The following is a 25,884-nucleotide window of genomic DNA, read 5'->3' on the forward strand; positions in this document are numbered from 1 at the left end:
CTGCGAACAATCTTTTCCGGGAGCAAGTGACCGAGCGGCGCCGCCAGCGTCTCTACGGCGATGTCGTTCTTTCCGACAGCCGCATTAGCTCCCGCCTTGTCGTAGCAATTGCTGCGATCAGCCTTTCGTTGATTGTCTGGGCCACGACCGCGACTTATCCTCGCACGGAAGCCGTGCCCGGCGTGGTCATGACCTCCCAGCCCTCCGCCAAGGTTTTTGCAATCCGTAACGGCGTGGCGGAGCGGGTCTTCGTGCGTGACGGCTCGGCGGTGCGCCGTGACCAGCCCCTCGCCTTCATCGGCGTCGACATGCGTGATGAGGACACACGCAGCGCGGCCAGGGATAGCCTTACGGCGCTCACTGGCCAGACGGATAGCGTCAAGGCGCAAATGCAGGCAGCGCACGACGCGCTCTCCTCTGAGCGAGAGAAATTGTCCGCCTCGCTTGAGACCAACGCGGGAGAACAGGTCACGCTGCGCGAGCAGTCGGTGATTCAGGCAGCCATAATCCGATCGAAGGAAGAGGAAATCCGGCGGATCACGCCCGTCGCCGAGAAAGGCTTCATCAGTCAGATGGAAATGGACCGTCGGCGGCAATCCCTGCTTGCCGAGCGGCAGCGCGCCGAACAGATCAAGCAGCAGCTCGTGCAACTCGCTACACGGCGTAACGAGACGGTCGCGCAGTTGCGTCGGCTGCCGATGGATGAGCTGCGCGAGAAAGCCGCATTGCAAGGCGAACTCGGCTCCCTTTTCCAACAGCGTTCGCGCGCCAGGGTTGATGTCGGTTACACGATCCTGTCGCCCGTTGACGGCCGGGTCACAGCCCTGCAGGCCTCACCAGGGCGCAGCGTGGATCCTCGTGTACCCCTGCTAAGCGTCGTGCCGCAGCGCTCGGTTTTCCAGGTGCAGCTCTATGCGCCTTCCAAAGCCGTGGGGTTCATACGCGTGGGGCAGCACGTGCGCATCTCCTACGATGCCTTCCCCTACAAGCAGTTCGGCACGTTCGCCGGGACCATCGCCTCAATCTCTCGAACCGCCTATGCGCCCGGTGAAATCGACGTGCCGGTGAAGATTGAGGAGCCGGTGTATCTCATTCGCGTCCGCCTCGCCAATGAGACGGTGCCTGCCTTTGGCAAGCCCTTGCCGCTCCAGTCCGGCATGACTTTGCAGGGTACAGTGATCCTGGAGCGACGGTCCTTCGTTGACTGGCTGCTGCAGCCGCTCAATTCGGTGAGAAAGCGGACATGAGCGGCAGCGGCTTTCTCTTCGGACCGGATAAATATGTCCGTCAGGCGGAGGGCGGCGAATGTGGTCTCGCCTGTCTGACGATGGTCGCCCGCCATTATGGCGACAAGCGCGATCTGTCTGCCTGGCGTCGCCGTTTCCCACTGTCGACCCGCGGTAGTTCGCTCAAGGATCTGATTGCGATCGCTGATCAGATGGGATTTCATAGTCGCGCGCTGAAAAGCGATATGGCTTCGCTCCAGCAACTCACGCTGCCTGCGATCCTGCATTGGGACCTCAACCATTACGTGGTGCTCGATCAGGTGCGGCCAGGCTTGCGCGGCACCCGATACTCGGTTCTCGACCCTGCAAAGGGAATGCTGCTCCTGGACGAAGTGGCACTTTCGGGCCACTTCACCGGCATCGTTCTGGAATTGACACCGGGCGCGGCCTTCACACCGGTGGTCAAGCGCACGCGCCTGCACCTCAGTCAACTATGGTCGCGTATCAGGGGACTGGGACCAGCGCTGACGCGAATACTGGCCCTGTCGATCATCATGCAGATCGTGACGCTCGTCGTGCCTTTCTACACGCAACTGGCGATCGACACCGCGCTGCCCGGTTCCGATTTTGATCTCCTCAATATCATCGCTATTGGCTTTGCGGGCATTCTCCTCCTGAACGCGACCGCGATGTGGGTGCGAAGCCGCCTCGTCCTCAGTCTCAGTAACAGTCTGAGTATCCAGACAGCGGTGAACCTTTTCCGCCACGCCGTCCACCTACCGACCGCATGGTATGAAAAGCGGCACCTGGGTGATGTGACGTCCCGCTTTTCCTCGCTTCAGCCGATCACGGATTTGCTGACCCGAGGGCTGGTCAGCTCGATTGTCGATGGCGCGTTGGCTATGGCCACGATTTGCCTGATGATCGTCTTTTCGCCGGTTCTAGCGAGCCTCACCGGCGGGGTAGTGTGCCTGTACGCGCTTCTGAAGCTCGCATCCTTCAAGTCGATGAAGTTCGCCAACGCCAATGTGCTGACCGCACAGGCATTAAAGACATCCGCCTTCATCGAGAATATTCGCGGCATTTCTGCGATCAAGATGTTCTGCCAGGAAGGCAATCGCCAGCGCCAATGGCAAAACAGGAAGGCTGACGTCGTCAACGGCACGATCAGGCTGGGTCGCCTGACGGGCAGCTTCGACACGGCAAACAGCTTCATCATCGCGATCGAGAACCTGCTGTTCATCTATGTGGCGATCCGGATGGTGCTGGGCGGGTCGATCACGCTTGGCATGGTCTTCGCCTTCCAGGCCTATAAACAAAGCTTCATAGGCGCGATGACGCGGCTGATCGACCAGCTGCTGAACTACCGCTTGTTGGATGTCCATCTTGACCGGATCTCCGATATCGCGCTGGAGCAGCGCGAGCCGGAGGAGGGAAGCGCACCGCTACCCCAGATCGGTATCATCGAGCTGCAAAATGTGACATTTTCCTACGGTTTTGGACAACCGCCTGTTCTCAAGGGGGTGTCGCTTTGCATTGAGCCGGGCAGGACAACGGTGCTCGTAGGCCCATCCGGCGCGGGCAAGACGACGTTGTTCAAGATATTGTGCGGCCTACTGCAACCGACATCGGGGAGGATGCTGATCGATGGCATTCCGGTTCAGGAGTTCGGTGCCCGCAATTATCGCATGCATCTGGGCGCGGTAAGCCAGGAGGACACGCTGTTTGCCGGATCGCTGGCAGAGAATATCGCCTTCTTCGACCCGGACTATGACATGGACCGCATCATCGACTGCTGTCGCCGTGCGGCCATCCACGACGACATCATGCGAATGTCGATGAAGTACGAGACCTCTGTGGGCGATATGGGATCGAACCTGTCCGGTGGCCAGAAACAGCGCGTACTGCTGGCGCGCGCCCTTTATCGCAATCCCGGCGTGCTGATGCTTGATGAAGGCACGGCTCATCTCGACGTAACCACAGAGAGCCGCGTGGTCGAAGCCATCAAACAGCTTGGCGGCACGCGTATTCTCGTAGCGCACCGTCCCGAAACAATCAGGATGGCTGACATCATTTACCAGATTATCGATGGTCAGGCGATCCGAATGGCCGTTCAGCCACCGGCTGAGAGAAATTCCAACGCGGCAGTTTCATCAGATCACGAAGCCAATGACACGGAAATACTCGCAAGCGGCGAGCGAGAGCTCATCATCCAACAAAGGAGATAGACTATGCGGCATTTTAGTGGCGAATTCGAAGGCGTTCGCCTCCTCATGCTGGACGAACTCGATATGATCTCGGGCGGAGATGGGGAAGACACGGACGACGTGCCGCAACCGCCACCCCCAGCAGATGCGGATGACATCGTTGTAACAGCTAGGCGATATCACTCCAGCTGGACGCCAACTTCCAGTGGGGGCTATTCCGGCGGTGGATCGGGTTCTGACGGCCCTCCCACGGACCGGGACCTCTGCCCTGGCAATGGGCAATGGGATCCCAGCTTAGGGAACGCCCCAGCGGTTCCGGCCAATTGGAACTATCATCTAGATTGGACAGCGGATAAGCTTGCAGCTTCCTTAGAGTGGCAAATCAAACAACAACCAGATTATGCAAGCCGAGAATATGCTGGCTTTATTTGGTCCGATGGTAACGGCGGCTTACATACATCTAACCTAGCAATAGGAGAAGGCGGCACCGTTGACCTTAGCAGATATACTCCGCAGCAGTTAGGGTTCAGTAACTGGAACCAAGTCGTAGGGATAGTTCATAACCATCCTCATTCCTTCGGGCCATCTGCGCAAGACATGACCCAACTAAAATATTTTGCTGACCTCGTGGGCGGGCCTGATTCAACCCAAGTCAGAACTTACATTTCGACATCTGGCGGGCTTCAGGAATACAACTACCTGGGCGCCAACGTGCTAGCCAATAACACCTTACAGGAAGCGCAAAACGCCGCAAGACGTGCTCAACAATCTGGAAACTACCATCCCGAGAAAGGATGTTAGTGTGCCATGAAAAAAGTACCCACTGCCATTTTATTTCTAGCGGCTCCAGCGGCCTTCGCTCAAAATCCACCACCGATCGTCGACGCCTATTCGCCAAATAGAATTCTATCTAAGACAGAATACGACTGTGGAGGAACAGAGATAATATTTGAGTATAGCCTTGGAGATGATGGTCTTCGTGTACTAAGATATAGTAGCGGCAAAAATATCTTGTCCAATGTAGCATTAAATAACTGGAATCATTGGATTAAGCCAATTATTAAAGTAGATTCCGTCCAATTTCTTTGTAGCAAAACCGTTTCCACGGTCGCATTCATCGGCGAGACAAAAAATATACACAAAGATACTGTTCAGGTTTACATTTTGGATGGTGTTGTCAGGCCCATGATATTGGTCGACCAAGATTAAAGAGAGGATTCAGGCTATGCGGCATTTTAGCGGCGAATTTGAAGGAATAAGGCCTCTCATGGCAGATGAATTAGATGTCATCTCCGGGGGGCACGGCAATGATGGTGATGATATTCCTGATAGTTTCGATGACTGCAAAGATAGACAGACCGATACTAAGGTAGATCAGTTGCGCCAGCAGATGATGGCAAAGCCTGACTACGCTACCGTAGAGTATAAGGCGTATCTGTATCGTGATGCCGTTGGCAACATTGTTGCCGGTCAAATAAGGGGAGGGTCCGGTAACACGGTTCCCAATGGATTGGACGCAGGATGGGATCCTAATGATGTAGTTGGCATGATTCATAGCCACCCAACTAAAGCTTTCGACACTGCCACAAATACATGGAGAGATGTCACTCCAGATTGGAATTGGGATAAGCCATCGGGCGATGACCATCAGCACATGGACGCCATAGCCATGCAGCTAGATCAAAGAATAAATAATCTGAGGCAATACATTCTTCATGATGGATCTGTTAAGGAATTCATGTACACACAAAATAGCAACACATCTCTTAATGATCATGATAGATGGATGGCGTCGCAAGAGGCGGGGCACTATCGACCAAACACAAATTGTCCGTGATATGATGAAGTGGGCTGGAATAGCTTATTCATTATTAATGTCATTTCCTGCTCATGCCGTTGATCTTCCTCCTATGGCGGAAACGAGACAGGCAGAAAAGATAGTCACATCTACTTCCGCAGTTTGCTTGGGAAAGAAAATCTTCCTTCGCACATTGGTCGCATCTAAATCTGTCACGTTGTCAGAGTACCATGGAAAGTTTGAACTATCAGCATCAGATATAAAAATTTGGAATGACAGATTATCAAAGTTGAAAAGTATATATCTTATAGATATAAATTGCAGCGAAAAATATGATAAGGTTATGATTACTGGGACGCTTAAGTCAAAAGCGGATTCGTTCGGTAGAGTTATAATGTGGTCTAGTGAATCCGGTATAAAATTGTTTAATTGATAACGGTGGCGGAGGTGGCAAACATTCAAAGGAAGGTTGCTAAAATGGATTGTGCTGCGAAATCCGTTTTCACCCTGAGAGGCCTCGGAATCGGCGGTGAAGCTTTTGCCCAAGGGGGGGGGGCTCCGCCGTTGGTCGAAGCATATACTCCCGCAGGCGTATCCACCTCATCGACTTATGACTGTGAAGGCACACGGGTCGCACTGCAATTCAGCGCACGCGGCGACGTGGTGAACGTAGAGAAATGCTCCGCTGGACCAAAAAGCTAGGAAAGGCGAGCTACAAAAGTAGAATATATATTCTCGTCCATTCAAAGCGATAGATAGCTCTCAGTTTATTTGCGGTAAATAAGTCAGATCTATCACGTTTACTGGATCGACAACCATAACCGACCAAAATAGGGTTTCGGTATACATCGAAGATGAAAAGTTAAGCTGATCAGGCTCGTTGAACATCAAAAGTGAAATAGCAAAGAGATAGGAGGACCAATCAATGCGACATTTCAGCGGTGAATTTGAAGGAATCCGTCTCCTGATGGCGGACGAGTTGGATTTGATAGCGGGAGGCGAAGGCGAGGACACCGATGACGTTCAGACGGATGCTCTCGACCCATGCCAGATTAATTTTCTAAGGAACCAGCTTCAAGCCAAGGGCATGCCTAACGATTTCTTGGGACAAGTTACCTTTAAATCTGGACTCGATGGCGCAGAGAATATCTATACTTCAATTGCGTGGGCACAGTCTGGAACTGCTGCGGTTACTCAGGGCAACACGATTTACGTGAAACCTGAATTTTTCAATAGTTTTATTACGTTCCAGAACAAAGCTGCATACGAAGAAGTATTTCATGCGGCTCAGTTTAATCAATACGGTAGCGATTTCTATTCTCTGTATGGAATATCGTCAGTGTATGGAGGATTTTTTGGAGCCGGAATGTATGACGGAAACCAATTTGAGATAAATGCCAAGGCCTTCGCAAACCAAATGCAGGGCAGCAACATGTCTTGCGGAGGGTAAGGTGATATCGCCATGAAACAGATAAACTGGGGCATGGTCGCTATAATTCCCGTTCTATTGACCGGGCTATTTGCGGCTTTTGTAATGTTTGTAGGGTCAGTGATGGGAGGAGGCGGTTGCGAAGGACGACCGTCTCCTTGCCATCCTGACTTCAAGCATATGTGGGCGATGTTGTCGTTCATCCTATTCCTGACGGTATTAGCTGCTGTCGGTGCGTATAAGATCGTCAACAACCTCGTCAGAAGGCATCGTACGCGCAAGCTGTCAAGAGAATCGGATAGAGATTGATCTCGTCAGGGGATTTCGATGGCGGGAACGCCAAGGAGGACCGCCCTTTCGTTCCTGAGCGACATGTAAGCCCCAAGTGCGCCTCCTACTACTCTTATTGCGAACGGCTGGACAACGAAAGCACTCTCCGCATGAGCAAAGCGATGATGACTCTTATATGGCGATCCAGGCTGCTATGGCTGGCACTTGGCGCGGTGCTCCCTTCCGTTGCCCATGCCCGCTGGCTGGAAGCCCGTTCCGACAATTTCATCGTTACCAGCGACGGCAGCGAGGCCGGCCTGCGCGAATCCACGGCGTTGCTCGAAAACTACGATCGTTTGCTCCGGACGCTGACAGAGACCGCCGCGCCGCCGTCGCCAGCGCCGCTCAAGGTCTATCTGGTCGGATCGGCCGGTAAGCTCCGCCAGGTCGTTCGCCTTCCTGAGAATGCCTTGGGCGTTTATATGGCACGGGTCGGCGGCACGGCAGCGCTGTCAGCTCGAGGCGATCGTCCCGGCCTTGGCGGTGAAGAGGTGCTGCTGCACGAATATGCCCATCATTTCATGAATCGCTATTATCCGGCCGCATACCCGGCTTGGTACAGTGAGGGCTTCGCCGAATATGTGATGACCGCACGCTTTCTTAACGATCGGATCGAGATTGGCCGCCCCAACCCGGGGCGAGCGGCCAACCTGCTGCGAGGCACGTGGTTGCCGGTAAAGCGTATCTTCGCTTCGGGGCGTAGCGGCCTGTCCGCCGCGCAGCTTCCGCAATTCTACGCGCAAAGTTGGCTGATCGTTCATTATCTCTTCGCGGCGCCCGAGCGCCGCGAAGCACTGACCCGCTATCTTGCCGACCTGCACCGCGGCGTCGCCGAACCAACGGCATTCCAGAGCGCCTTCGGTAAGGATCATGCCGCATTCGACGCCGATCTCAAACGCTACAGGGATGGCGGCATCGGGTTCGGTGCGATGGGGCGCGATCAGGGGGCGCTTCCCGCGATTGCGATCAGCGCCCTGCCGGACTCCGCCGATGATCTGCTGTTACGTCAGGTGGCGCTCAACCTCGGCATTCCCGACCCTGCTGTCGAGGCGGAGACGCTGAAAGCGATACGGGCGGTTGCCGCACGCTATCCCGGCGACGCTTATGCCCAGCGTGTATTGGCGCGCGCAGAGATAGGCTCTGGCGACCGCGCCGCAGGTATCGCGATCATCGACAATTTGATCGCAAAGACGCCGCCCGATGCTGAATTATTCTACTATCGCGGAATTGCGGACTTTTTCGCGGGTCGCCAAGACGAAGCCAGGCGTGCCGAACTTTATGCGGCGGCTCATGGCTGGTTCGCAAAGGCCATCGCGGTTGATCCTTCATACTATACAGCCCTCTACCGGCACGCGCTCACAACGCCGAACGCTGGGGCAGCGCAATCGGAAGAGGTCCTTGGCGAACTTCAGACGGCTCACAAGCTTGCGCCGTTGGTGGGCGATATAGCGATCGACGCAGCAACGGCTTTAGCGGATCACCATCGTTATGCGGAGGCGGCAGCCGCGATATTGCCGATCGCCACCGATCCTCACGGCGGCAATGTTCAGCGCGCTCAATCGCTGTTGCACAGGATTCAGGCGGAAGCGGCGGCAAGGCAATGACCGGCACCTCGACTCAGATGCGCAACAATGGATGAGATGCCAGCGAACGACATCGCCGTGGTTTTGGTCTGTCCCACAGTTCGATCGCCGAGATGACGCAAAACGCGTGGGAATGCGCGTATCCATAGATAGTCTAAATGAGCCGATATTTCGGGGATGCAATTCCACACGCGCTGGCTTCAAACGGCATAAGCTGTGAGAGACCTGTGTTGCCGAACGCCGTAGACGCTCCGCTACTGTGTTTGGCGCGCACTCGGCAAGACCGCCTTCACCGCATTCAATCCCTGATTTCCAGCAATTGCCGGTGTTTACCGTGATACAGACCCGGCTTTCTTGTGCCATATCTCTCCGCTGCCGGATCGGGCGTCGCGACCACCGGCTAGCGGTGCCGCGCGGGCACCTTAAAGTCCGCCCCTTGCGCATTGCGCGGCGCGGACCACTTGGAGACGATCATGGTGGAGATCATCCGGGCGGATGCCGCATCCGCATGGCGCGAGCGTGCGCGCTACGATCGCTTGCTGGGGTTCGACAGGGCAACATGGGCGTGGGAATGCCTACGCCGCTCGCTTGGGCATGAGCCCGCCGTGCCCCCTGGCGTATCATGGACGATGCTGCGCGCCGAGCCGCCCTTGTGCCTTCTCACATTAATGCAAAGCTGCAAGCGCCACGACGGCGCACTGCCGCTCTCGGCATTCGCTGGTCTTGCCGACTTTGCCGGGCATGTCTTCTGGTGCGCAGAGCTTCATGCGCCGGTGCTCGCCGTCGATGCACGCTCCGTCTCGACCGATGCCGCCGAAGCGTTCCACCTTCACACGCTCCGCCAGCCGATCGTTGTCCTGCGCTCGCGCGACGCAGGCGAACATGTGCTGATCGCCGATGGGCCACGCTGCATCCGCATCGAGGTGCGTTCCGGCACATTGCTGGGTGGCCCCGTCCGGCTCGACTATCATCTTCCCGGCGACGGCGATGTGAGAGCGAAGATATTGACGCTGCGCCGCCTGACCGCGCTTTGCCGGCTGGGGCGCTTTCCCACGACCCTGTTCCCGCCCGAGCGCCGGGCCAGACGATGGGCGCTGGCGCTCCAGGCATGGGACGGGCGGCGGAGCGGGGCAAGCCATCGGGACATAGCCTGCGTCATCCATGGTGAAGCAACCGTGCGCAATCACTGGTATGGCAAATCCGATCATATGCGGACGAATATCAAGCGCCTGCTACGAACCGCCAACACATTGATCGGCGGCGGTTGGCGCCATCTGCTGCGATGACCTGCCGCTGTTCGACATCATACTGGTCACAGGCTGCGCACGAACCGCAGTAATTCATCGCCCATCAGGAAGCCGCAAGGCCAGTAGGCGTCACCGCCCATATGCTCGATCGGCTCGACGACGCGCGCCGCAACGAGATAGGCAGCGGCAGCGTTGAACCGGCGCGGCTCCCAACCGAGTGCGCCACCAACTTCACTGCTATCTGCCTGATCGCTGTCCAGATTGAGCAAATGGACGGCGAGATCGCGAGCGTCGTTTTCCGGGTTCCATTCCATGAAATCGGCGTCGAACGTCGCGAACAGATCGGACCAATCGCTTTGAGCGGTCCAAGACCAGCTAATGCCAACCCTGCGCCGTTCATGCCTACAGCGTCCGTTTGTCTTGTTGGCGGTGACCAATGCCCGAGGTCGGGATAAGTGAAGCTGTCCTGAAACTTGCCTCCGGCTATCGTTGCCAAGCGCTTGGCCTCCCTGACGATGTATGGGCGGTCCTGAATTTCCCAAACTGGCTCATCGACTTGGATGCACCCTAGGATAGCGCCAGCCATCGTTGCGATCGTATCCGTGTCGCTATCCAGCTCATTGGCAGCCAGTATCAGCGCGTCCTCAATCGGTCGTTCCCGAAACAACCATGACAGCGCACTCGCGGCAAGAGCAGTCTTAAATCCGGACCCTCGAAACTTGGACGTCAGGCAACCAATCTTTTCAAGGACATTTCGATAGGCATCGGCAGGGCTATCCTTCAGAATAGGGAGGATAGCCTCAATGTCGGCTTGTGCCTCCTGCTGCATACCTTGGACCGCCGAAATCAGCGTTTGATCAGCGCTATTCTCCCACGCCGACTGCCAAAATGCCGCCAACTGTGGATCCATGTCGATCAGTTCCGGAACGACGTGGAGGTGTTCAATGAAGCCAATCCAGTCGGATGGCTCGGGCACGGCACCGCACTTCAGAGAATGCGCGACGCACATCGCATGGAAAACCGCACCACAAAACCCGTGAGGGTGTCCATGCGTGACCAGCGCGTCCTTAAGCACATTGGCGAGCATAATATCGGATATGGTGGAAGCAGCCCATACATGCGGCTGGATGCGCATGGCCGCCCCATTTCCACCGCCTGATATATACTGAGAACCGCTACTGTCGAAGAAGTTAGAGAACCAATTGACGCTCCGACGCGCGAGATTGGCTGCGGCCGCCTTGGTCCCTAAGCCAGCGCCCAAGGCGTAGCTCGTCCAAACCGTAACCTCGACCTTTGCAAAAGCCTCCGCATCAAATTCGCCGTTCCCGCGAATAGCACGGGATACGGCCAATCTGAGCTGAGTATCATCAGAGTAGGTGCCTGCCGGAAGGTCCACCCGCGGACCGCCTCTCCCTCCAATGATTCGCTGCCACCGGACGGGATGCGAAACGGTCTTCGATCCCGTTCGATGAGCGACGCCCGAAGCACCTCGCGAAAGCTCGGTCATCCAGCCGAGCGCGTCCCCGGCCGCTGCCCAAAGAGCAGAATTGACAACAGCCCGTTCATAAGACGGCTGCTCGCGAGAGGTGGCAACGGAGGAGCTTTCAGCGTTCAATTCTTTTTCCCAGCGAACTTTGACGGCGACCATACAACCTCGACGTCCGGTAAGCCAAACTCTTCTAGCCAGCCGGCCACCTGATCCTGATACTCCTCCTCACGGACGTAGATTCGAATTAGGTGATCCGTGGAAACCGCTGCGGGATAGAGCACCTCGGCCTGCTCACACGTCGGCAATTTCGGGGCGCGGTTTAGCCGAGACACCGACCAACTCGGGCTCTTGCGACGAATGACCGGCGCAAAAAGTCCATTAAGGCCTTGCAGCCCTCTCGCACGGGCGCAGCGATCATACGAGTTGTTCGTCGTCGCGAACACGACATTGTCGTGCGTCATGATCGACGGGTCGAAGGCAAGGATCGACCACCACACGTCGCCTGTCGCATGCCAGCGTTCGGAGACTTCAAAATACCGCCGGTTGATCTCCGAAATAGAAAGATTCACATAATCCAGCCAATTGTCACCCTTATCAAAAAAGGCGCTTGCCTCTGGCCGGACCGCTGCATTCACATGAAGAATGTGCTGAAGATATTGATCCTCAGGTAGCCGATAGCGCGACTTCAGCGCGCCGCTGGCCAATGTACCGACGAGCCCCCGATGCGTCGTGAAATGCAAGACTTCCTCAATCTCGCGTTCGCCAATGATTGCTTCGATCGTCACACGTCCACCTGATCGAACGTACCTGCACCGAAATATTGAATGAGTCTGGATTGCATGCCGGGCTTATAACCGACGATCACTTCTTTGCGCGCCCGCGCGACCGCGACCGCTAAAAGGCGTCGGAGAACGAAAACCTCATCGTCGAGCTGCTCATCTGGAAAAGGGGTATTCTCATCATTAAAACCGAGGATGAAAACGTAATCGAACTCTAATCCCTTCGCCGAATGGAAGGTCGACAACGCGACGTTTTCGTCGCCGTCAGGCCAATCTTGCTCCCTGGTGATATCTACGAATGGGATATCGTTTGCGCGAAGCTCGTTACGCAAAGTTGCGAACCAAGCACCCGCCTGAGGTTTGAGGAACGCGACCGAATCCGTTCTAAGGTCGATCGTGTTCGCGATGTGGTTGACCGCCCATCGCACCTGACGGTTATATAGGCCGCGCAACACCTTTGGTCGCGGACCATGTGTCGACGCAGCCGCAAGATTGGGCAGGACCCCGTCAGCTTCCGCCGCGAGGCCGTTTAAGATCGAAGCAGCAAACGCCGCAATCTCCACGGTGTTTCGATGGTTGGCACGAAGAGTGTGAACGCGTTCAGGCCGGACATCAAAGCCTGCCTCAGTCCAAGTGAATCCGCGCGCATAAATCCGCTGCACTGTATCAATGACGAAGGTTACTGCGTGATCCGGCGCGAGATGCTGCCGGACAGCCCGGAGCTGGTTGGCTGAAAAGTCCTGGCTTTCATCAACAATGACAACGTCATAACCGATCGGCTCTACGTCTCGCGCCATTCGAACCGCAATAGTGTTCCAGTCAGCTATGCCCTCCTGTTCGAGCCAGGCAAGATAGGGGTATACGACCTCGTCGAGAATTCGCCGACGCAAGTGCCTGCTGATGGCCGGATCGTCAGCATCGCGCTGACCGGCCCATCCGCCGACCGCCAATCTCGCACTCACGAACCGACCGGCTATGATTTTCACATCATGGTCAATCTGCCCGAATGCGCGGATGATGGACATTGGCGCTTCGCCCGCCGACTGATCGCTTCCGAGATCGGCCCACGTCCCGTAACACTGACAGTGAGCGCAACCGGCGTATCGGCCGGGATTATTCTTTATGATGCGGAGACCGATTTCCCGCTCAACGCGCGCGAATTGTCTCTCCGCCCATGAACCTGTTCCCTCCTGCGTTGACCGACAGGGGCATTTGAGGATGCTCGGGGACCATCAGGGGTATCACGCCCATTTCATGACCTGATGCAGCTTTCGCTTCGTTCGCGCCGCCTGTCGCGGCCCGCGAGTCGGAGCCAGCATCATGACACCCACCAAGCTGCTCGTCGGGCAGATTTTCATCGTTTTCGCCATCGTCATTCTGGGCGTATGGGCGGCGACCCAATGGGCCGCCGCGATGCTCGGCTATCAGGCACAGCTTGGCTTGCCGTGGATCTTCATTCTCGACATTCCAGTCTACCGGCCTTGGGACCTGTTTCGCTGGTGGTATCATTTCGAGGCCTATGCACCCGAAGTGTTCGACAAGGCCGGGGCGCTGGCCGGAGCGAGCGGCTTTCTCGGCTGCGCGTCGGCCATTGGCGGTTCGCTTTGGCGGGCACGCCAGAACCGCAATGTCACCACCTACGGTTCCTCGCGGTGGGCATCGCGCGGCGAGATCGCGAAATCAGGTTTGTTCGATGACGCGGGCGTCTTTCTCGGCCGCTATCGCGCCGATTACTTACGCCATGACGGCCCGGAGCATGTCATGGCCTTCGCGCCGACCCGCTCGGGCAAGGGCGTCGGACTGGTCGTGCCCACGCTGCTATCCTGGACCGGCAGCGCCGTCGTTCACGACATCAAGGGCGAGAACTGGACGCTGACCGCAGGCTGGCGGTCGCGCTTCTCGCACTGCCTGCTGTTCAATCCGACCGATCCGCGCTCGGCGCGCTACAATCCGCTGCTCGAAGTCCGCAAAGGGTCGGACGAGGTTCGCGATGTGCAGAACATCGCCGACATATTGGTCGACCCGGAAGGCGCGCTGGAGCGTCGGTCGCATTGGGAGAAGACAAGCCACAGCCTGCTGGTCGGCGCGATCCTCCACGTTCTCTACGCGGAGGAAGAAAAGACCCTCGCGCGCGTCGCCACCTTCCTGTCCGATCCCCAGCGGTCGTTCGCCCACACGCTGCGCCGGATGATGGCGACCAACCATCTCGGAACCAAGGAGCGTCCGCAGGTCCATCCCGTCGTCGCCAGCGCGGCGCGCGAGGTTTTGAACAAGTCGGAGAACGAGCGCAGCGGCGTCCTCTCCACCGCCATGTCGTTTCTCGGTCTCTACCGCGACCCGACGGTGGCGATGACCACGGCGGCTTGCGACTGGCGGATCAGTGATCTTGTCGATGGGTCGGTTCCGGTCTCCCTCTACTTAGTTATTCCACCGTCCGACATCTCGCGCACCAAGCCGCTTGTCCGTCTGGTCCTCAACCAGATCGGCCGGCGTCTAACCGAACGTCTGGAAGGTGATCCCAAGAAAAGCCGCAAGCATCAGCTCCTGATGATGCTGGACGAGTTTCCGGCGCTCGGCCGTCTCGACTTCTTCGAGACCGCGCTCGCCTTCATGGCCGGTTACGGCATCCGCGCCTACCTCATTGCGCAGAGCCTCAACCAGATCAGCAAGGCTTATGGCGAGAACAATGCCATTCTCGACAATTGCCATGTCCGCATAGCCTTTTCGTCCAATGATGAGCGGACGGCCAAGCGGATCAGCGATGCCCTTGGCACCGCCACCGAACTGCGCGCCCAGCGCAACTATGCCGGCCACCGCCTCGCGCCCTGGCTGTCGCACGTCATGGTATCGCGTCAGGAGACGGCGCGGCCGCTGCTAACCCCCGGCGAGGTGATGCAGCTTCCGCCCGCCGATGAATTGGTGATGGTGTCCGGCCTCGCCCCGATCCGGGCGAAGAAGCTGCGCTATTACGAGGATCGCAACTTCACGTCACGCGTCCTGCCACCACCCAGTCTCGACAATGGCGATGGCGTCTATGTCGATCGTCCCAGCCCGCGCCCGGACGACTGGGGCAGCGAAGTTCGCGGCCTGCATGAAGGGCTGACCGCTGCCGCCGAAGCGGAAGGCGCGGCATTCGACGAGGAAGCCGAAGGTGGTTTGCAGCAGCAGCGCCATCCCGGCCTGCCCGAAGAACAGGCCCAAAAGCCAACCGAGCGCGAGCAGGATACCACGCCCGGCGACGATGACGATGCCGATCCCGCCGCCGACCGGCGCGCGATGACCAGCCTGAGCAATGTCGCCCGCGCCGTCGCGATGAACGAGGGCAAGCAGCGCGGCAGCGACATCCTCCCCAGCTTCGGTGGGGACATGTGATGCGGAACCGCGACAAGATACGCTACCAGCTTTTCCTTGAGCCGAAGCTGGCCGAGCGGCTGGAAGAAATGGCCGCCAAGCCCGGCGTCGCACGCTCCGATATATTGGTAGCCGCGCTCGACGCCTGGCTGACCCGGCAGGGTAGCCACGAACTGGACGACCGCTTCGGCGGACGATTGGACCGGATGAGCCTCCAGCTTGGGCGCTTAGGCCGCGACGTGCAGGTGCTGCTGGAAAGCCTCTCGCTGTTCGTCCACCAGCATTATTGCCTCACCGCCCAACTGCCCGAACCTGATGCTGCCGCCCGCGCGATCGGCCGTGACCGCTTCGACAGGTTCATCGAGCAGATCGGCCGCCAGATGGCCGCCGGCCCTAAACCGCTCGCACAGCCCAGCGAGGTGGCGCGATGAGCGGTTTTGTCAACGCTACCGCGCAGGGCCGCCGCCGCGCGATGCTGCGCACGGCGATGGGGCCGCAGATTGCGGAAGCCCTGTCCGATCCGCTGGTGATCGAGATCATGGTCAATCCCGACGGCGCGCTCCGGCTGGACCGGCTGGGAGAAGGCCGCGTCGATACCGGCGCACGGCTGGAGGCCGCCGAGGCCGAACGGATCATCCGCCTGGTCGCGAGCCATCTCCGCGCCGAGGTCCATGCCGGCGCCCCGATCGTCAGCGCGGAATTACCGGAAGGCGGCGAACGGTTCGAGGGGCTGTTGCCTCCAGTATCGGCCGCGCCGTGCTTTTCCATCCGCAAGCCCGCCGCCCGCATCCATCGCCTGATCGACTATGTGGCGGACGGCATCATGCGCGCCGAAGTCGCGCTGGCGCTGTCGATGGCAGTTGTCGAGCGCCGCAACATCCTTGTCGCGGGCGGCACGTCGTCCGGCAAGACCACGCTCGCCAATGCGCTCCTCAATGAAATGGCAACGCTCGACGAGCGCGTCATCATCATTGAGGACACGCGCGAGCTGCAATGCGCCGCGCCAGATACGGTCGCGCTGCGCACCAAACCGGGCGCGGTCAGCATGGCCGATCTTGTCCGCTCCACGCTGCGCCTGCGCCCCGACCGCATCATCGTCGGCGAGGTCCGGGGCGGCGAGGCGCTCGACATGCTTAAGGCCTGGAACACCGGCCATCCGGGCGGCATCGCCACGGTCCACGCGAATAGCGCGCGCTCCGCGCTCTACCGGATCGAGCAGCTTGTTTCGGAAGGCGTCGTCACCGTGCCTCGCCGCCTGATCGCGGACGCGATCGACATGGTGGTGTTCATCTCCGGCCGGGGAACCGGCCGCAGGGTCGAGAGCGTGGCTGAGGTCCGCGGTCTCGATAGCGACGGCGATTACGCCGTCACCGACCTCGCCATCCCCACCCACACAGGAGACTGAAAATGCACGCTACTACTGCGCCCAGGCACACGCGCCTACCGCTCAAACTGGCCGCCATCGCGGCCGCCACGCTGATCTTTCCCGTCACGGCGATGGCGTCGGGCTCGGGCATGCCCTGGGAAGAACCGCTGCAACAGGTGCTCGAATCCGTTCAGGGTCCGGTCGCCAAGATCGTCGCCGTCATCATCATTATCACGACCGGCCTGGCGCTGGCTTTTGGCGAGACGAGCGGCGGCTTCCGCAAGCTGATCCAAATCGTGTTCGGGCTGTCGATCGCGTTCGCCGCCAGTTCCTTCTTCCTCAGCTTCTTCAGCTTCGGCGGCGGGGCGCTGGTCTGATGGCGGGGGCCAGCTCCATCGCGGCGGGAGGCCATATCGACGGCTTCGAGGTGCCGCTGCACCGGGCGCTGACCGAGCCGATTCTGCTCGGCGGCGCGCCGCGCGGCATCGCGATCCTCAACGGCACGCTCGCCGCCGCGATGGGGCTGGGTCTCCAGCAATGGATCGCGGGCCTGCTGCTCTGGCTCGCAGGGCACAGCCTCGCCGTATTCGCGGCCAAGCGCGATCCCGACTTCGCCGCCGTGCTCGCGCGGCACCTTCGCCAACGGGGATATCTCACATGCTGAACCTCAAGGAATATCGCGGCGCGGCTGATAGGCTGGCCGATCATCTGCCCTGGGCCGCGCTGGTCGCACCCGGCGTCGTGCTCAACAAGGACGGCAGCTTCCAGCGGACGCTGCGTTTTCGCGGTCCCGATCTCGAATCCGCCACCGAAGCCGAACTGGTCTCGGTCTGCGCGCGGGCGAACAATGCGCTGCGCCGGCTTGGGAGCGGATGGGCGCTGTTCTTCGACGCCGAGCGTTCGCACGCGCTGGGCTATCCCGACAGCGCCTTTCCCGATCCTGCCTCATGGCTGGTGGACGAGGAACGCCGCGCCCATTTCGACGGGCGCAAGGGCCAGCATTTCGAGAGCGCCTATCATCTGACCCTCTGCTATTTGCCGCCCGCCGATCAGGTATCTCGCGCGGAGCGCGCGCTGCTCGAACGCGAGGTGCCGCAGGAGGGCCGCGACTGGCGGCAGGAACTACGTGCCTTCATCGCCGAGACCGATCGCGTGCTGGATCTTCTCTCCGGCCTCATGCCGGAGGTGCGGCCGCTCGATGACAGCGAGACGCTGACCTTCCTGCACGGATGCATTTCCACGAAGCGCCATCCGGTCGCCGCGCCAGCCACGCGGATGTATCTCGACGGGCTTCTGGTCGATACGCCGCTGTCGGGCGGGATCGAACCAATGCTGGGCGATCGGCATCTGCGCACGGTCACGGTGCTGGGATTTCCCAATGCCACGCGCCCCGGCATTCTCGACGCGCTCAATCACCAGGACTTCGCCTATCGCTGGGCGACCCGGTTCATCGCGCTCGACAAGACCGCCGCCAACAAGACGCTGACGAAGATCAGGCGGCAATGGTTCAACAAGCGCAAGTCGATCGCGCAGCTCATGCGCGAAGTGATGATGAACGAGCCGGTCCCACTGACGGACAGCGACGCCGACAACAAGGTGGCCGATAGCGACCTCGCTCTACAGGCGCTCGGCGGCGATCATGTCGCCTTCGGCTACTACACCGCGACCATCACCGTCAGCGACGAGGATCGCGCGGCGGCCGATGAGAAGGTCCGCATCGTCGAGCGTATCGTCAACGGTCTCGGCTTCACTTGCATCCGCGAGAGCGTCAACGCGGTGGAGGCGTGGCTCGGTTCGTTGCCCGGCCATGTCTATGCCAATGTCCGGCAACCTCTGGTCCACACGCTGAACCTCGCGCACCTGATGCCGCTGTCGTCGGTGTGGGCGGGACCGGCGCGCAACGACCATCTTTCCGGTCCGCCGCTGCTCTATGCCGAGACGAGCGGATCGACGCCGTTCCGGCTGTCCACCCACGTCAGCGACGTCGGGCATGAGATCATCGTCGGCCCGACCGGCGCGGGCAAATCCGTGCTGCTGGCACTGCTCGCCTTGCAGTTCCGCCGCTATCCTGGCTCCCAGGTCTATATCTTCGACAAGGGCCGTTCGGCGCGCGCCGCCGTGCTGGCGATGGGCGGCGAGCATCATGGGCTGGGCGAGAGCGACGCCCTGGCGTTCCAGCCCTTGCGCCACATCGATGATGAGAGCGAGCGTGCCTGGGCCGCTGACTGGACGGCTTCGCTGCTCGCCCACGAGCGGGTGGATGTCACGCCGGAGGTCAAGGAAGCGCTGTGGTCCGCGCTCACCAGCCTCGCCAGCGCGCCGCCCGAAGAACGCACGCTGACCGGCCTTGCGGTTCTCCTGCAGTCCAACGCACTGAAAGCTGCGCTCATGCCCTACACGCTGGAAGGTCCGTTCGGCCGCCTGCTCGACGCGGCAGAAAACCGCCTCGCGCTGTCGGACGTGCAATGCTTCGAGACCGAGGCGCTGATGAACACGGCTGGCGTCGTGCTGCCGGTGCTGACCTATCTGTTCCATCGGCTCGAAGAGCGGTTCGACGGGCGACCGACGCTGCTGATCCTCGACGAGGCGTGGGTGTTTCTCGACAATCCTGTGTTCGCCGCCCGCATCCGCGAATGGCTCAAGGTTCTGCGCCGCAGGAATGTCAGCGTGGTGTTCGCCACGCAGAGCCTTGCCGATATCGCCGACAGTTCGATCGCGCCCGCGATCATCGAAAGCTGCCCGCAGCGCATCTTCCTCGCCAATGACCGCGCGATCGAGCCGCAGGGCCGCGCCACCTATGAACGCTTCGGCCTCAATGAGCGCCAGATCGAGTTGATCGCCCGCGCCACGCCCAAGCGGCATTATTATCTGCAATCGCGGCGCGGCAACCGGCTGTTCGAACTGGCGCTGGGGCCTGTCGCGCTCGCCTTTTGCGGTTCTTCCGACGCCGCCAGCCAAAGCCTGATCGACAACCTTCTCGAACGGCACGGTCCGGAGGGGTTCGCCGCCGCGATGCTGCGTGCGCGCGGCATCGAATGGGCCGCCGATCTGCTCGCCGATTTCCCCGCTGTCGAACCGGCAGCGGCTGATCCTCTCAACCCCCACCAACAGGAGCTGTTCTCATGAAAACCCGTATCCTCGCCGCCTGTCTCGCGGCCACCAGCATGACCGCCGCCGCGATCCTGCAGGCGACACCGGCGCACGCCATCCCGGTGTTCGACGCCAGCAACTATGCGCAGAATGTGCTGACGGCGGCGCGCACGCTGACCCAGATCAACAATCAGATACAGGCGCTCCAGAATCAGGCGTCGATGCTGACCAACATGGCCAAGCATCTCCAGCGCCTCGACTTCTCTTCACTCAATCAGATCACCCGCTCGATGCAGCGCATCGGCACGCTGATGAATAAGGCCGAGGGCATCGCCTTCGATCTCGCATCCACCGATGACGCATTGCGCCAGCAGTTTCCCACCGAGTTCGACCGGACGCTGTCCACCAGCCAGATCATCGCGCAAGCGCGCGCCCGTTTGCAGGCGTCGATGCAGGGCTATCGCCAGAGCATGCGCGTGCAGGCGCAGGTGGTAGAGAATATCGAGGCCGATGCCGACCTGCTCACGGAGTTGGTCAGCCAGAGCCAGTCGGCCACGGGCAGCTTGCAGGCGCAACAGGCCACCAACCAGCTTATCGCGCTCTCGACCCGCCAGCAGCTTCAGATCCAGCAGATGATGGCGGCGCAATATCGCGCCGATGCGCTGGAGCGCGCGCGCCAGCAGCAGGCAATGGAGGCCGCGCGCGAGCGGACGAAGCGCTTCATCGGCACGGCCGACATCTACACGCGCAACTGACGGCGCACGGCAAGGCGGCTGACCATGAATCCCGACCTCAACATCATCGACAGCTTCCTCGAAGCCTTCATCAGCTACATCGACAGCGGCTTCGGGCTGCTGTCCGGCGATGTCGCGTTTCTTACCACCGTCCTGATCGGCATCGACGTGACGCTTGCCGCTTTGTGGTGGGCGATGGACAACGATCAGGACGTGCTCGGCAAGCTCGTCAAGAAAGTGCTCTATGTCGGGGCCTTCGCCTTCATCATCGGCAATTTCAGCACGCTGGCCGATATCATTTTCAAGAGCTTTTCCGGCCTCGGCATCACGGCGGGCGGCGGGGGCGTATCGGCCGACGACCTGATGCATCCCGGCGCGATCGCCGGGACCGGCTTCACCGCCGCGCATCCGCTGCTCGATCAGGTGACGGAGATGTCGGGGTTCCCGGAGTTTTTCGGTAACTTCCTGTCGATCGCAGTGCTGCTCATTTGCTGGCTGCTGGTAGTCCTGGCCTTCTTCATCCTCGCCATCCAGCTTTTCATCACCATCCTGGAGTTCAAGCTGACCGCGCTCGCGGGGTTCGTGCTGGTGCCGTTCGCGCTGTGGAACAAGACCAGCTTTCTCGCCGAACGGGTGCTGGGCAATGTCGTGTCCTCCGGCATCAAAGTCATGGTGCTCGCCGTCATCATCGGCATCGGCACCAATCTCTTCGGCGAACTGACCGCCCTTGTCGGCAGCGAGCCGGAGATCGCCGAGGCGCTGAGCCTGCTGATGGGCGCGCTCACGCTGTTCGGGCTTGGCATCTTCGGTCCCGGTATTGCGTCCGGCCTTGTCTCGGGCGCACCCCAGCTTGGCGCGGGCGCTGCCGTGGGCACGGTCGCAGGCGCGGCCCTTGCCACGGGCGGAGCGGCCATGCTCGGCGCGCGTGGCGCAATGGCAGCCGGTCGCGGCGGTATGGGGGCGATCAAGGCCGGAACCGCGATGGGATCGGCTGCCTCGACAGCGTATCGGCTCGGGCAGGAAACATCCGGCAGCGCGAGCATCGGTGCTGGTCTCGGCGGCATGTCGACGGCCGCTGGCGGCGCTGCATCGCAGGGAATGAAAGCCGCAGCCGCGCGCATCGCCAGTCCACTTCGCGAAAGCGCTGCGCGCGGGAGCCAAGCGGCGTGGAACGCGGGCCGCACGACACCGGCTCCCGCGACATCAAACGCTTCAGGCGCGGGCGCGCCCGACAGTGCCCCCGCATGGGCGCGCAGCCTGCGCGCGCAGCAGACGGCCCGTCATCACCGCCACATGGCGATGCAGACCATCAAGGACGGCGATCGTCCCGGCTCCGCCGCCAATCCCAACCTCAGCGACAAGGAGTGATTATCGATGTTCTTCAAACGATCCATCCAGCGCTACGGGCACAGCCCGCAGCCAGAAACACCCTACCAGCGCGCGGGCCAGCTCTGGGACGAGCGCATCGGCTCCGCCCGCGTGCAAGCGAAGAACTGGCGGCTGGTCGCGTTCGGATGCCTGGGCCTGACCGGCGTGTTGATCGGCTCCAACGTTTGGCAGTCGATGCAGAGCCGCGTCGCGCCCTATGTGGTCGAGGTCGATCGGCTCGGCGAGGCCCGTTCGGTCGCACCCGCGATCCAGAATTATCAGCCCACCGACGGACAGATCGCATGGCATCTCGGCCGGTTCATATCGAATGTGCGATCGGTCTCCACCGACCCGGTGCTGGTCAAGCGCAACTGGCTGGATGCTTATGACTTCGCAAGTGATCGCGCCGCGCTCTTCCTCAACGAATATGCGCGCAGCAACGACCCGTTCGCCGGGATCGGCCAGCGCAGCGTCTCGGCGCAGGTGACGAGCGTGGTCCGCGCATCCGACACCAGCTTCCAGGTCAAATGGACCGAGAGCATCTACGAACGCGGGAGCCTGGCCAAGACCGAGCGCTGGACCGCCATGCTGACCGTGATGCTCCGGCCGCCCAAGACTGCTGATGCGCTGCGCAAGAACCCGCTGGGCCTGTTCGTCAACGCGATCGACTGGGCGCGCGAACTGGAGGGCCAGCCCGCATCGTCCGGTCAGCAAGGGCAGCGGCCAAAGGCGGAGATTCCGCCCGCAGCGCCCTCGCAGCCCGCACCTGCCGCGCCCGTCATCCCGGACGCTGCGCCGCTCCCGGCCGCGCCCGCCAGTTCCACCAATGAAGGAGTAACCGGACAATGACCCGGCCAAAAACCGAGATCGCCATCCTGTGCGCCTCCACGCTGGCGCTTGCCGCCTGCGCGGGCAAGACGCCGCCGCCCGCGATCAGCTACGATGCAGCGGAGTTCCGGCCCGCCGCAATCGAGACCGAGCCGCCCCGGCCGGTCGAGATCGTCGAACAGCCGGTGCCGCTGCCGCTTCCCGGCCAGCTTCAACCCCCGCCATCGGTGAAGGGCGAGACGCGTGCACCCACCGCGCGGATCGAGGCGGCGAACCGGGCCGCAACGCGCGAACCGTCGAGCGCGGGCTATATCAACGCCGTACAGGTCTATCCCTGGACCGAAGGGGCGCTTTATCGGCTTTACACCGCACCCGAGCGGGTCAGCGATATCGCCTTGCAGGCTGGCGAGAAGCTGGTGGCGGTCTCGGCTGGCGATACCGTCCGCTGGATCATCGGCGATACCGTGAGCGGCGCGGGCGATGCGGCGCGCGTGCATGTCCTGGTGAAGCCCTTCGCGCCCGGCCTTGTCACGAACATGGTCATCACGACCGACCGTCGCGCCTATCACTTGGCGCTCGAAAGCACCGACGCGACCGCGATGGCGGCGATAAGCTGGACCTATCCGCAGGACCGGCTGGTGGCCTTGCGGGGCCAGAATGCCCGCGCCGAGCGGGCACAGCCGGTCGCGGAAAATGTCGCGCTCACCAATCTGAGGTTCCGCTATGAGATCAGCGGCGACAGCCCGCCTTGGCGGCCGGTCCGTGCCTGGGACGACGGCACGAAGGTCTATATCGAGTTTCCCGGACGGCTCGATCAGGGCGAGGCGCCGCCGCTGTTCGTCGTCGGCCCGCTGGGCGACACGCAATTGGTGAACTACCGTGTCAGCGGCAATCACTATATCGTCGACCGTCTGTTCGCGGCGGCCGAGCTTCGCCTTGGCGAGAAACCGCAGCAGATCGTGCGGATTGCCCGCACGGACGGGAGGGCGCGCAAATGAGGGCCGCCCCAATCCCGCCCGTCGATCCGGACGCGCCCGAACCCACGGCACCCACAGCGTGCACACCGGAATCTGCGCCCCCGTCCAAAGCCCCGCCAGAAACCCTCGTGCTGCGCGCGGCCCCGCGCCGCGTCGTCCGCTTCCGGCGCGGCGTCATCATCGGCGGCGCGGCCGCCAGCTCGCTCGCCATCGCCGGCATCGCCTGGATGGCGTTGGGGCCGAAGACGCTCCACATCGTCAGCGCCGCCGACGAGCGCGCGGTCAGTGATCGCAAGACGCCCGCCGATGCCGTGGCGAACCTTCCCGGCACTTATGGTGAGGTGTCGCCTGGCACCCCGATCCTGGGCGCTCCGCTTCCCGGCGATCTCGGGCGACCCATCCTCGACCGCCAGCGCCAGCTTGAGGCCGGAGGCGGAGTGACCGGCGATGTCGCTATGCCGCCAGCGATGACGCCGCAGAAGCAGGCGGCCGAAGCCGAACGCCAGCGTATCGCGGCGCAGGCGGCACAGGCACGCGAGGCCGGCGTGATGGTGCAGTCGTCGGGCCGCGCGGCGGCAGCGGTCTCCGCTCCAGCGGGATCTGAAGCGGCGGGCGCGGTGCCGGCAGCAGGCGAAGCTGCACCGACAGGCCGGCTCGCGCTGGACCCGGAGCGCGACCAGAACAACCAGCAACGCAAGCTGGATTTTGTCGGGCAATCGGCATCGGGCGGCATCTATAATGCCCATGCGCTTCAGACCCCGGCTTCGCCCTATCAGGTGATGGCCGGCAGCGTCATCGCGGCGAGCCTGCTCACTGGCCTCAACTCCGATCTTCCCGGCATGGTTGTGGCGCAGGTGACGGAGAATGTGTTCGACACAGTGACGGGCCGGACGCTGCTGATCCCGCAGGGCGCGCGCCTGATCGGCAGCTACGATAGCGTCGTGGCGTTCGGGCAGAGCCGCGCGCTACTGGTCTGGCAGCGGATCATCCTGCCCGATGGCAGTTCCATCCAGATCGACAATCTGCCTGCCACCGACGCGGCAGGCTATGCCGGCCTGACCGACAAGGTGGATTACCACACCTGGCGGCTGCTCAAGGGCGTCGCGCTATCGACCCTGCTCGGCGTCGGCACAGAAGTTTCGATCGGTGGCGACGAGAGCGATCTTGTCCGGGCGCTCCGCCAGTCCACCCAGCAATCCGCCAACCAAGCGGGTCAGCAAATCGTGTCCAAGAACCTCAACATCCAGCCCACCATCACCGTCCGTCCCGGATGGCCGCTCCGCGTGATCGTTCACCGCGATTTGGTCCTTCGGGAGTGGCGCGGGCGCTGACCGGAGAAGCCCCATGCTAAAACTCGCCAGACTTCCAGACCGCACCCCGGTCAAGATCGGCATCACCGTGACGCCTGACCTGGATGCGGACCTGCACGCCTATCGGGACCTCTACCGCGCGACTTATGACGACAAGTCGGCGACTGTCGCGGACTTGATCCCCGCGATGCTTGAATCCTTTCTCGTCAGCGACCGGGCCTTTGTAAAGGCGCGCAAGCAAGCCGAGGCCGGGACATGACGCGCGGGAGGATCATCGGACGGTTTACACGATCGAAGCAGGGCGGCTGGGAGGGTGAAATCCAGACCCTCACCATCCATCGCAAAATCCGCCTAGTGCCCAATGACAATCGAGTTGTCGACAGTGATCCGGCGTTCCGGGTCATGCTGGGCTGGCAAGCCATAGGTGACGCCTGGGAACGGCAATCGCGTGCCGATCCGCCCCGTGACTATCTGGGAGTGCGGATCGATGATCCGCTTTGCCCGATCAATGCTACGCTTTTTACCGACGCGGAAGGGCTGTCAGCGCAGATGGTTATGACTTTCGGGGCGGAGAGTCAGCCCACTGGAAGGCGGCGGGATCACCATTCGAGAAAGTCCGGCGATGGAGGATGATAGGCTCTGGACGCCCCGAGAGCTATCGAAGTTCCTGGGCTATTCGGAAAGCACCATCTGCCGGATGGTATCACAGTGTCCCGAAAAGCTGCCGCCGCGCGTCGCTGCGTTGGCCCGTCCTAGATGGCTCCCGGAAGTT

Annotated in this window: 24 protein-coding genes; 21 read left to right on the forward strand and 3 right to left on the reverse strand. The window is 60.9% G+C overall.

All coding sequences use genetic code 11. From position 1 onward, the window contains the following. Positions 1 to 26: 26 nt before the first annotated feature. From ACZ5U1_RS11630 to ACZ5U1_RS11665, 8 genes are all read left to right on the forward strand, one after another. On the forward strand, positions 27 to 1,247 hold the full coding sequence (locus ACZ5U1_RS11630; RefSeq protein WP_464778540.1) for an HlyD family secretion protein: 1,221 nt from the start codon (positions 27 to 29) through the stop codon (positions 1,245 to 1,247). Continuing rightward, positions 1,244 to 3,454, forward strand: a complete 2,211-nt coding sequence (locus ACZ5U1_RS11635; RefSeq protein ID WP_464778541.1) for a peptidase domain-containing ABC transporter — start codon at positions 1,244 to 1,246, stop codon at positions 3,452 to 3,454. The genes ACZ5U1_RS11630 and ACZ5U1_RS11635 overlap by 4 nt, the downstream gene beginning before the upstream one ends. 3 nt (positions 3,455 to 3,457) lie before the next feature. Continuing rightward, positions 3,458 to 4,234 carry a hypothetical protein gene (locus ACZ5U1_RS11640; protein WP_464778542.1) on the forward strand — a complete coding sequence of 259 codons (777 nt, stop codon included), beginning with the start codon at positions 3,458 to 3,460 and terminating at the stop codon, positions 4,232 to 4,234. A 6-nt stretch (positions 4,235 to 4,240) separates the two neighbouring features. Further along, on the forward strand, positions 4,241 to 4,642 hold the full coding sequence (locus ACZ5U1_RS11645; RefSeq protein WP_464778543.1) for a hypothetical protein: 402 nt from the start codon (positions 4,241 to 4,243) through the stop codon (positions 4,640 to 4,642). A 16-nt stretch (positions 4,643 to 4,658) separates the two neighbouring features. Continuing rightward, the gene (locus ACZ5U1_RS11650) at positions 4,659 to 5,270 is read left to right on the forward strand and encodes a hypothetical protein (protein ID WP_464778544.1); all 612 of its coding nucleotides are present in this window, start codon (positions 4,659 to 4,661) and stop codon (positions 5,268 to 5,270) included. Between the two features lie 886 nt (positions 5,271 to 6,156). Continuing rightward, positions 6,157 to 6,681 (forward strand): hypothetical protein, encoded by a 525-nt coding sequence (locus tag ACZ5U1_RS11655; protein WP_464778545.1) that lies wholly within the window; start codon positions 6,157 to 6,159, stop codon positions 6,679 to 6,681. 431 nt (positions 6,682 to 7,112) lie between these two features. After that, positions 7,113 to 8,594 (forward strand): hypothetical protein, encoded by a 1,482-nt coding sequence (locus ACZ5U1_RS11660; RefSeq protein ID WP_464778546.1) that lies wholly within the window; start codon positions 7,113 to 7,115, stop codon positions 8,592 to 8,594. Positions 8,595 to 9,046: 452 nt separating this feature from the next. Further along, the gene (locus tag ACZ5U1_RS11665) at positions 9,047 to 9,859 is read left to right on the forward strand and encodes a DNA -binding domain-containing protein (protein WP_464778547.1); all 813 of its coding nucleotides are present in this window, start codon (positions 9,047 to 9,049) and stop codon (positions 9,857 to 9,859) included. Positions 9,860 to 9,923: 64 nt separating this feature from the next. On the opposite strand, the gene ACZ5U1_RS11670 is transcribed toward ACZ5U1_RS11665, so the two are convergent. The 3 genes from ACZ5U1_RS11670 to ACZ5U1_RS11680 are packed head-to-tail and all read right to left on the reverse strand — an operon-like array spanning position 9,924 to position 13,113. Then, the gene (locus tag ACZ5U1_RS11670) at positions 9,924 to 11,468 is read right to left on the reverse strand and encodes an ADP-ribosylglycohydrolase family protein (RefSeq protein ID WP_464778548.1); all 1,545 of its coding nucleotides are present in this window, start codon (positions 11,466 to 11,468) and stop codon (positions 9,924 to 9,926) included. Then, on the reverse strand, positions 11,432 to 12,094 hold the full coding sequence (locus ACZ5U1_RS11675; RefSeq protein WP_464778549.1) for a DarT ssDNA thymidine ADP-ribosyltransferase family protein: 663 nt from the start codon (positions 12,092 to 12,094) through the stop codon (positions 11,432 to 11,434). Before ACZ5U1_RS11675 ends, ACZ5U1_RS11670 begins: the two co-directional genes overlap by 37 nt. Further along, positions 12,091 to 13,113: a 3'-5' exonuclease gene (locus tag ACZ5U1_RS11680; RefSeq protein ID WP_464778550.1), complete on the reverse strand. Its 1,023-nt coding sequence runs from the start codon at positions 13,111 to 13,113 to the stop codon at positions 12,091 to 12,093. Before ACZ5U1_RS11680 ends, ACZ5U1_RS11675 begins: the two co-directional genes overlap by 4 nt. Positions 13,114 to 13,408: 295 nt before the next feature. On the opposite strand from ACZ5U1_RS11680, the gene ACZ5U1_RS11685 reads away from it, so the two are divergent. The 13 genes from ACZ5U1_RS11685 to ACZ5U1_RS11745 are packed head-to-tail and all read left to right on the forward strand — an operon-like array spanning position 13,409 to position 25,745. Further along, entirely contained in the window at positions 13,409 to 15,460 is a 2,052-nt protein-coding gene (locus tag ACZ5U1_RS11685; RefSeq protein WP_464778551.1) for a conjugal transfer protein TraG, read from the forward strand. Then, a complete protein-coding gene (locus tag ACZ5U1_RS11690) occupies positions 15,460 to 15,870 on the forward strand; it encodes a CopG family transcriptional regulator (RefSeq protein WP_464778552.1) in 411 nt (136 codons plus the stop codon). Before ACZ5U1_RS11685 ends, ACZ5U1_RS11690 begins: the two co-directional genes overlap by 1 nt. Beyond that, the gene (gene trbB, locus ACZ5U1_RS11695; protein WP_464778553.1) at positions 15,867 to 16,844 is read left to right on the forward strand and encodes a P-type conjugative transfer ATPase TrbB; all 978 of its coding nucleotides are present in this window, start codon (positions 15,867 to 15,869) and stop codon (positions 16,842 to 16,844) included. Before ACZ5U1_RS11690 ends, trbB begins: the two co-directional genes overlap by 4 nt. A gap of 2 nt (positions 16,845 to 16,846) precedes the next feature. Then, positions 16,847 to 17,182, forward strand: a complete 336-nt coding sequence (locus tag ACZ5U1_RS11700) for a TrbC/VirB2 family type IV secretion system protein (RefSeq protein WP_464778554.1) — start codon at positions 16,847 to 16,849, stop codon at positions 17,180 to 17,182. Next, entirely contained in the window at positions 17,182 to 17,469 is a 288-nt protein-coding gene (locus ACZ5U1_RS11705) for a VirB3 family type IV secretion system protein (RefSeq protein ID WP_304537696.1), read from the forward strand. The genes ACZ5U1_RS11700 and ACZ5U1_RS11705 overlap by 1 nt, the downstream gene beginning before the upstream one ends. After that, positions 17,463 to 19,931: a conjugal transfer protein TrbE gene (gene trbE / locus ACZ5U1_RS11710; protein WP_464778555.1), complete on the forward strand. Its 2,469-nt coding sequence runs from the start codon at positions 17,463 to 17,465 to the stop codon at positions 19,929 to 19,931. Before ACZ5U1_RS11705 ends, trbE begins: the two co-directional genes overlap by 7 nt. Next, positions 19,928 to 20,650 carry a P-type conjugative transfer protein TrbJ gene (gene trbJ, locus ACZ5U1_RS11715; protein ID WP_464778556.1) on the forward strand — a complete coding sequence of 241 codons (723 nt, stop codon included), beginning with the start codon at positions 19,928 to 19,930 and terminating at the stop codon, positions 20,648 to 20,650. Before trbE ends, trbJ begins: the two co-directional genes overlap by 4 nt. A 24-nt stretch (positions 20,651 to 20,674) precedes the next feature. Continuing rightward, on the forward strand, positions 20,675 to 21,997 hold the full coding sequence (gene trbL / locus ACZ5U1_RS11720) for a P-type conjugative transfer protein TrbL (protein ID WP_464778557.1): 1,323 nt from the start codon (positions 20,675 to 20,677) through the stop codon (positions 21,995 to 21,997). A 6-nt stretch (positions 21,998 to 22,003) separates the two neighbouring features. After that, entirely contained in the window at positions 22,004 to 22,846 is an 843-nt protein-coding gene (gene trbF / locus ACZ5U1_RS11725; protein ID WP_464778558.1) for a conjugal transfer protein TrbF, read from the forward strand. Continuing rightward, entirely contained in the window at positions 22,843 to 23,823 is a 981-nt protein-coding gene (trbG, locus tag ACZ5U1_RS11730; RefSeq protein ID WP_464778559.1) for a P-type conjugative transfer protein TrbG, read from the forward strand. Before trbF ends, trbG begins: the two co-directional genes overlap by 4 nt. Next, a complete protein-coding gene (locus ACZ5U1_RS11735; RefSeq protein WP_464778560.1) occupies positions 23,820 to 25,133 on the forward strand; it encodes a TraB/TrbI/VirB10 family type IV secretion system protein in 1,314 nt (437 codons plus the stop codon). Before trbG ends, ACZ5U1_RS11735 begins: the two co-directional genes overlap by 4 nt. Positions 25,134 to 25,146: 13 nt before the next feature. Further along, the gene (locus ACZ5U1_RS11740; protein WP_464778561.1) at positions 25,147 to 25,371 is read left to right on the forward strand and encodes a DUF2274 domain-containing protein; all 225 of its coding nucleotides are present in this window, start codon (positions 25,147 to 25,149) and stop codon (positions 25,369 to 25,371) included. Continuing rightward, a complete protein-coding gene (locus ACZ5U1_RS11745) occupies positions 25,368 to 25,745 on the forward strand; it encodes a DUF736 domain-containing protein (protein ID WP_464778562.1) in 378 nt (125 codons plus the stop codon). The genes ACZ5U1_RS11740 and ACZ5U1_RS11745 overlap by 4 nt, the downstream gene beginning before the upstream one ends. Positions 25,746 to 25,884: the final 139 nt, after the last annotated feature.

Source organism: Sphingobium sp. TomTYG72 (genome assembly GCF_055394715.1).

Bases quoted from the DNA above. Each gene is read 5' to 3' on its own strand.
- ACZ5U1_RS11635 (WP_464778541.1), top strand. From the start codon at position 1,244: ATGAGCGGCAGCGGCTTTCTCTTCGGACCGGATAAATATGTCCGTCAG.
- ACZ5U1_RS11640 (WP_464778542.1), top strand. From the start codon at position 3,458: ATGCGGCATTTTAGTGGCGAATTCGAAGGCGTTCGCCTCCTCATGCTG.
- ACZ5U1_RS11645 (WP_464778543.1), top strand. From the start codon at position 4,241: ATGAAAAAAGTACCCACTGCCATTTTATTTCTAGCGGCTCCAGCGGCC.
- ACZ5U1_RS11650 (WP_464778544.1), top strand. From the start codon at position 4,659: ATGCGGCATTTTAGCGGCGAATTTGAAGGAATAAGGCCTCTCATGGCA.
- ACZ5U1_RS11655 (WP_464778545.1), top strand. From the start codon at position 6,157: ATGCGACATTTCAGCGGTGAATTTGAAGGAATCCGTCTCCTGATGGCG.
- ACZ5U1_RS11660 (WP_464778546.1), top strand. From the start codon at position 7,113: ATGATGACTCTTATATGGCGATCCAGGCTGCTATGGCTGGCACTTGGC.
- ACZ5U1_RS11665 (WP_464778547.1), top strand. From the start codon at position 9,047: ATGGTGGAGATCATCCGGGCGGATGCCGCATCCGCATGGCGCGAGCGT.
- ACZ5U1_RS11670 (WP_464778548.1), bottom strand. From the start codon at position 11,468: ATGGTCGCCGTCAAAGTTCGCTGGGAAAAAGAATTGAACGCTGAAAGC.
- ACZ5U1_RS11680 (WP_464778550.1), bottom strand. From the start codon at position 13,113: ATGTCCATCATCCGCGCATTCGGGCAGATTGACCATGATGTGAAAATC.
- ACZ5U1_RS11685 (WP_464778551.1), top strand. From the start codon at position 13,409: ATGACACCCACCAAGCTGCTCGTCGGGCAGATTTTCATCGTTTTCGCC.
- ACZ5U1_RS11690 (WP_464778552.1), top strand. From the start codon at position 15,460: ATGCGGAACCGCGACAAGATACGCTACCAGCTTTTCCTTGAGCCGAAG.
- trbB (WP_464778553.1), top strand. From the start codon at position 15,867: ATGAGCGGTTTTGTCAACGCTACCGCGCAGGGCCGCCGCCGCGCGATG.
- ACZ5U1_RS11700 (WP_464778554.1), top strand. From the start codon at position 16,847: ATGCACGCTACTACTGCGCCCAGGCACACGCGCCTACCGCTCAAACTG.
- ACZ5U1_RS11705 (WP_304537696.1), top strand. From the start codon at position 17,182: ATGGCGGGGGCCAGCTCCATCGCGGCGGGAGGCCATATCGACGGCTTC.
- trbE (WP_464778555.1), top strand. From the start codon at position 17,463: ATGCTGAACCTCAAGGAATATCGCGGCGCGGCTGATAGGCTGGCCGAT.
- trbJ (WP_464778556.1), top strand. From the start codon at position 19,928: ATGAAAACCCGTATCCTCGCCGCCTGTCTCGCGGCCACCAGCATGACC.
- trbL (WP_464778557.1), top strand. From the start codon at position 20,675: ATGAATCCCGACCTCAACATCATCGACAGCTTCCTCGAAGCCTTCATC.
- trbF (WP_464778558.1), top strand. From the start codon at position 22,004: ATGTTCTTCAAACGATCCATCCAGCGCTACGGGCACAGCCCGCAGCCA.
- trbG (WP_464778559.1), top strand. From the start codon at position 22,843: ATGACCCGGCCAAAAACCGAGATCGCCATCCTGTGCGCCTCCACGCTG.
- ACZ5U1_RS11735 (WP_464778560.1), top strand. From the start codon at position 23,820: ATGAGGGCCGCCCCAATCCCGCCCGTCGATCCGGACGCGCCCGAACCC.
- ACZ5U1_RS11740 (WP_464778561.1), top strand. From the start codon at position 25,147: ATGCTAAAACTCGCCAGACTTCCAGACCGCACCCCGGTCAAGATCGGC.
- ACZ5U1_RS11745 (WP_464778562.1), top strand. From the start codon at position 25,368: ATGACGCGCGGGAGGATCATCGGACGGTTTACACGATCGAAGCAGGGC.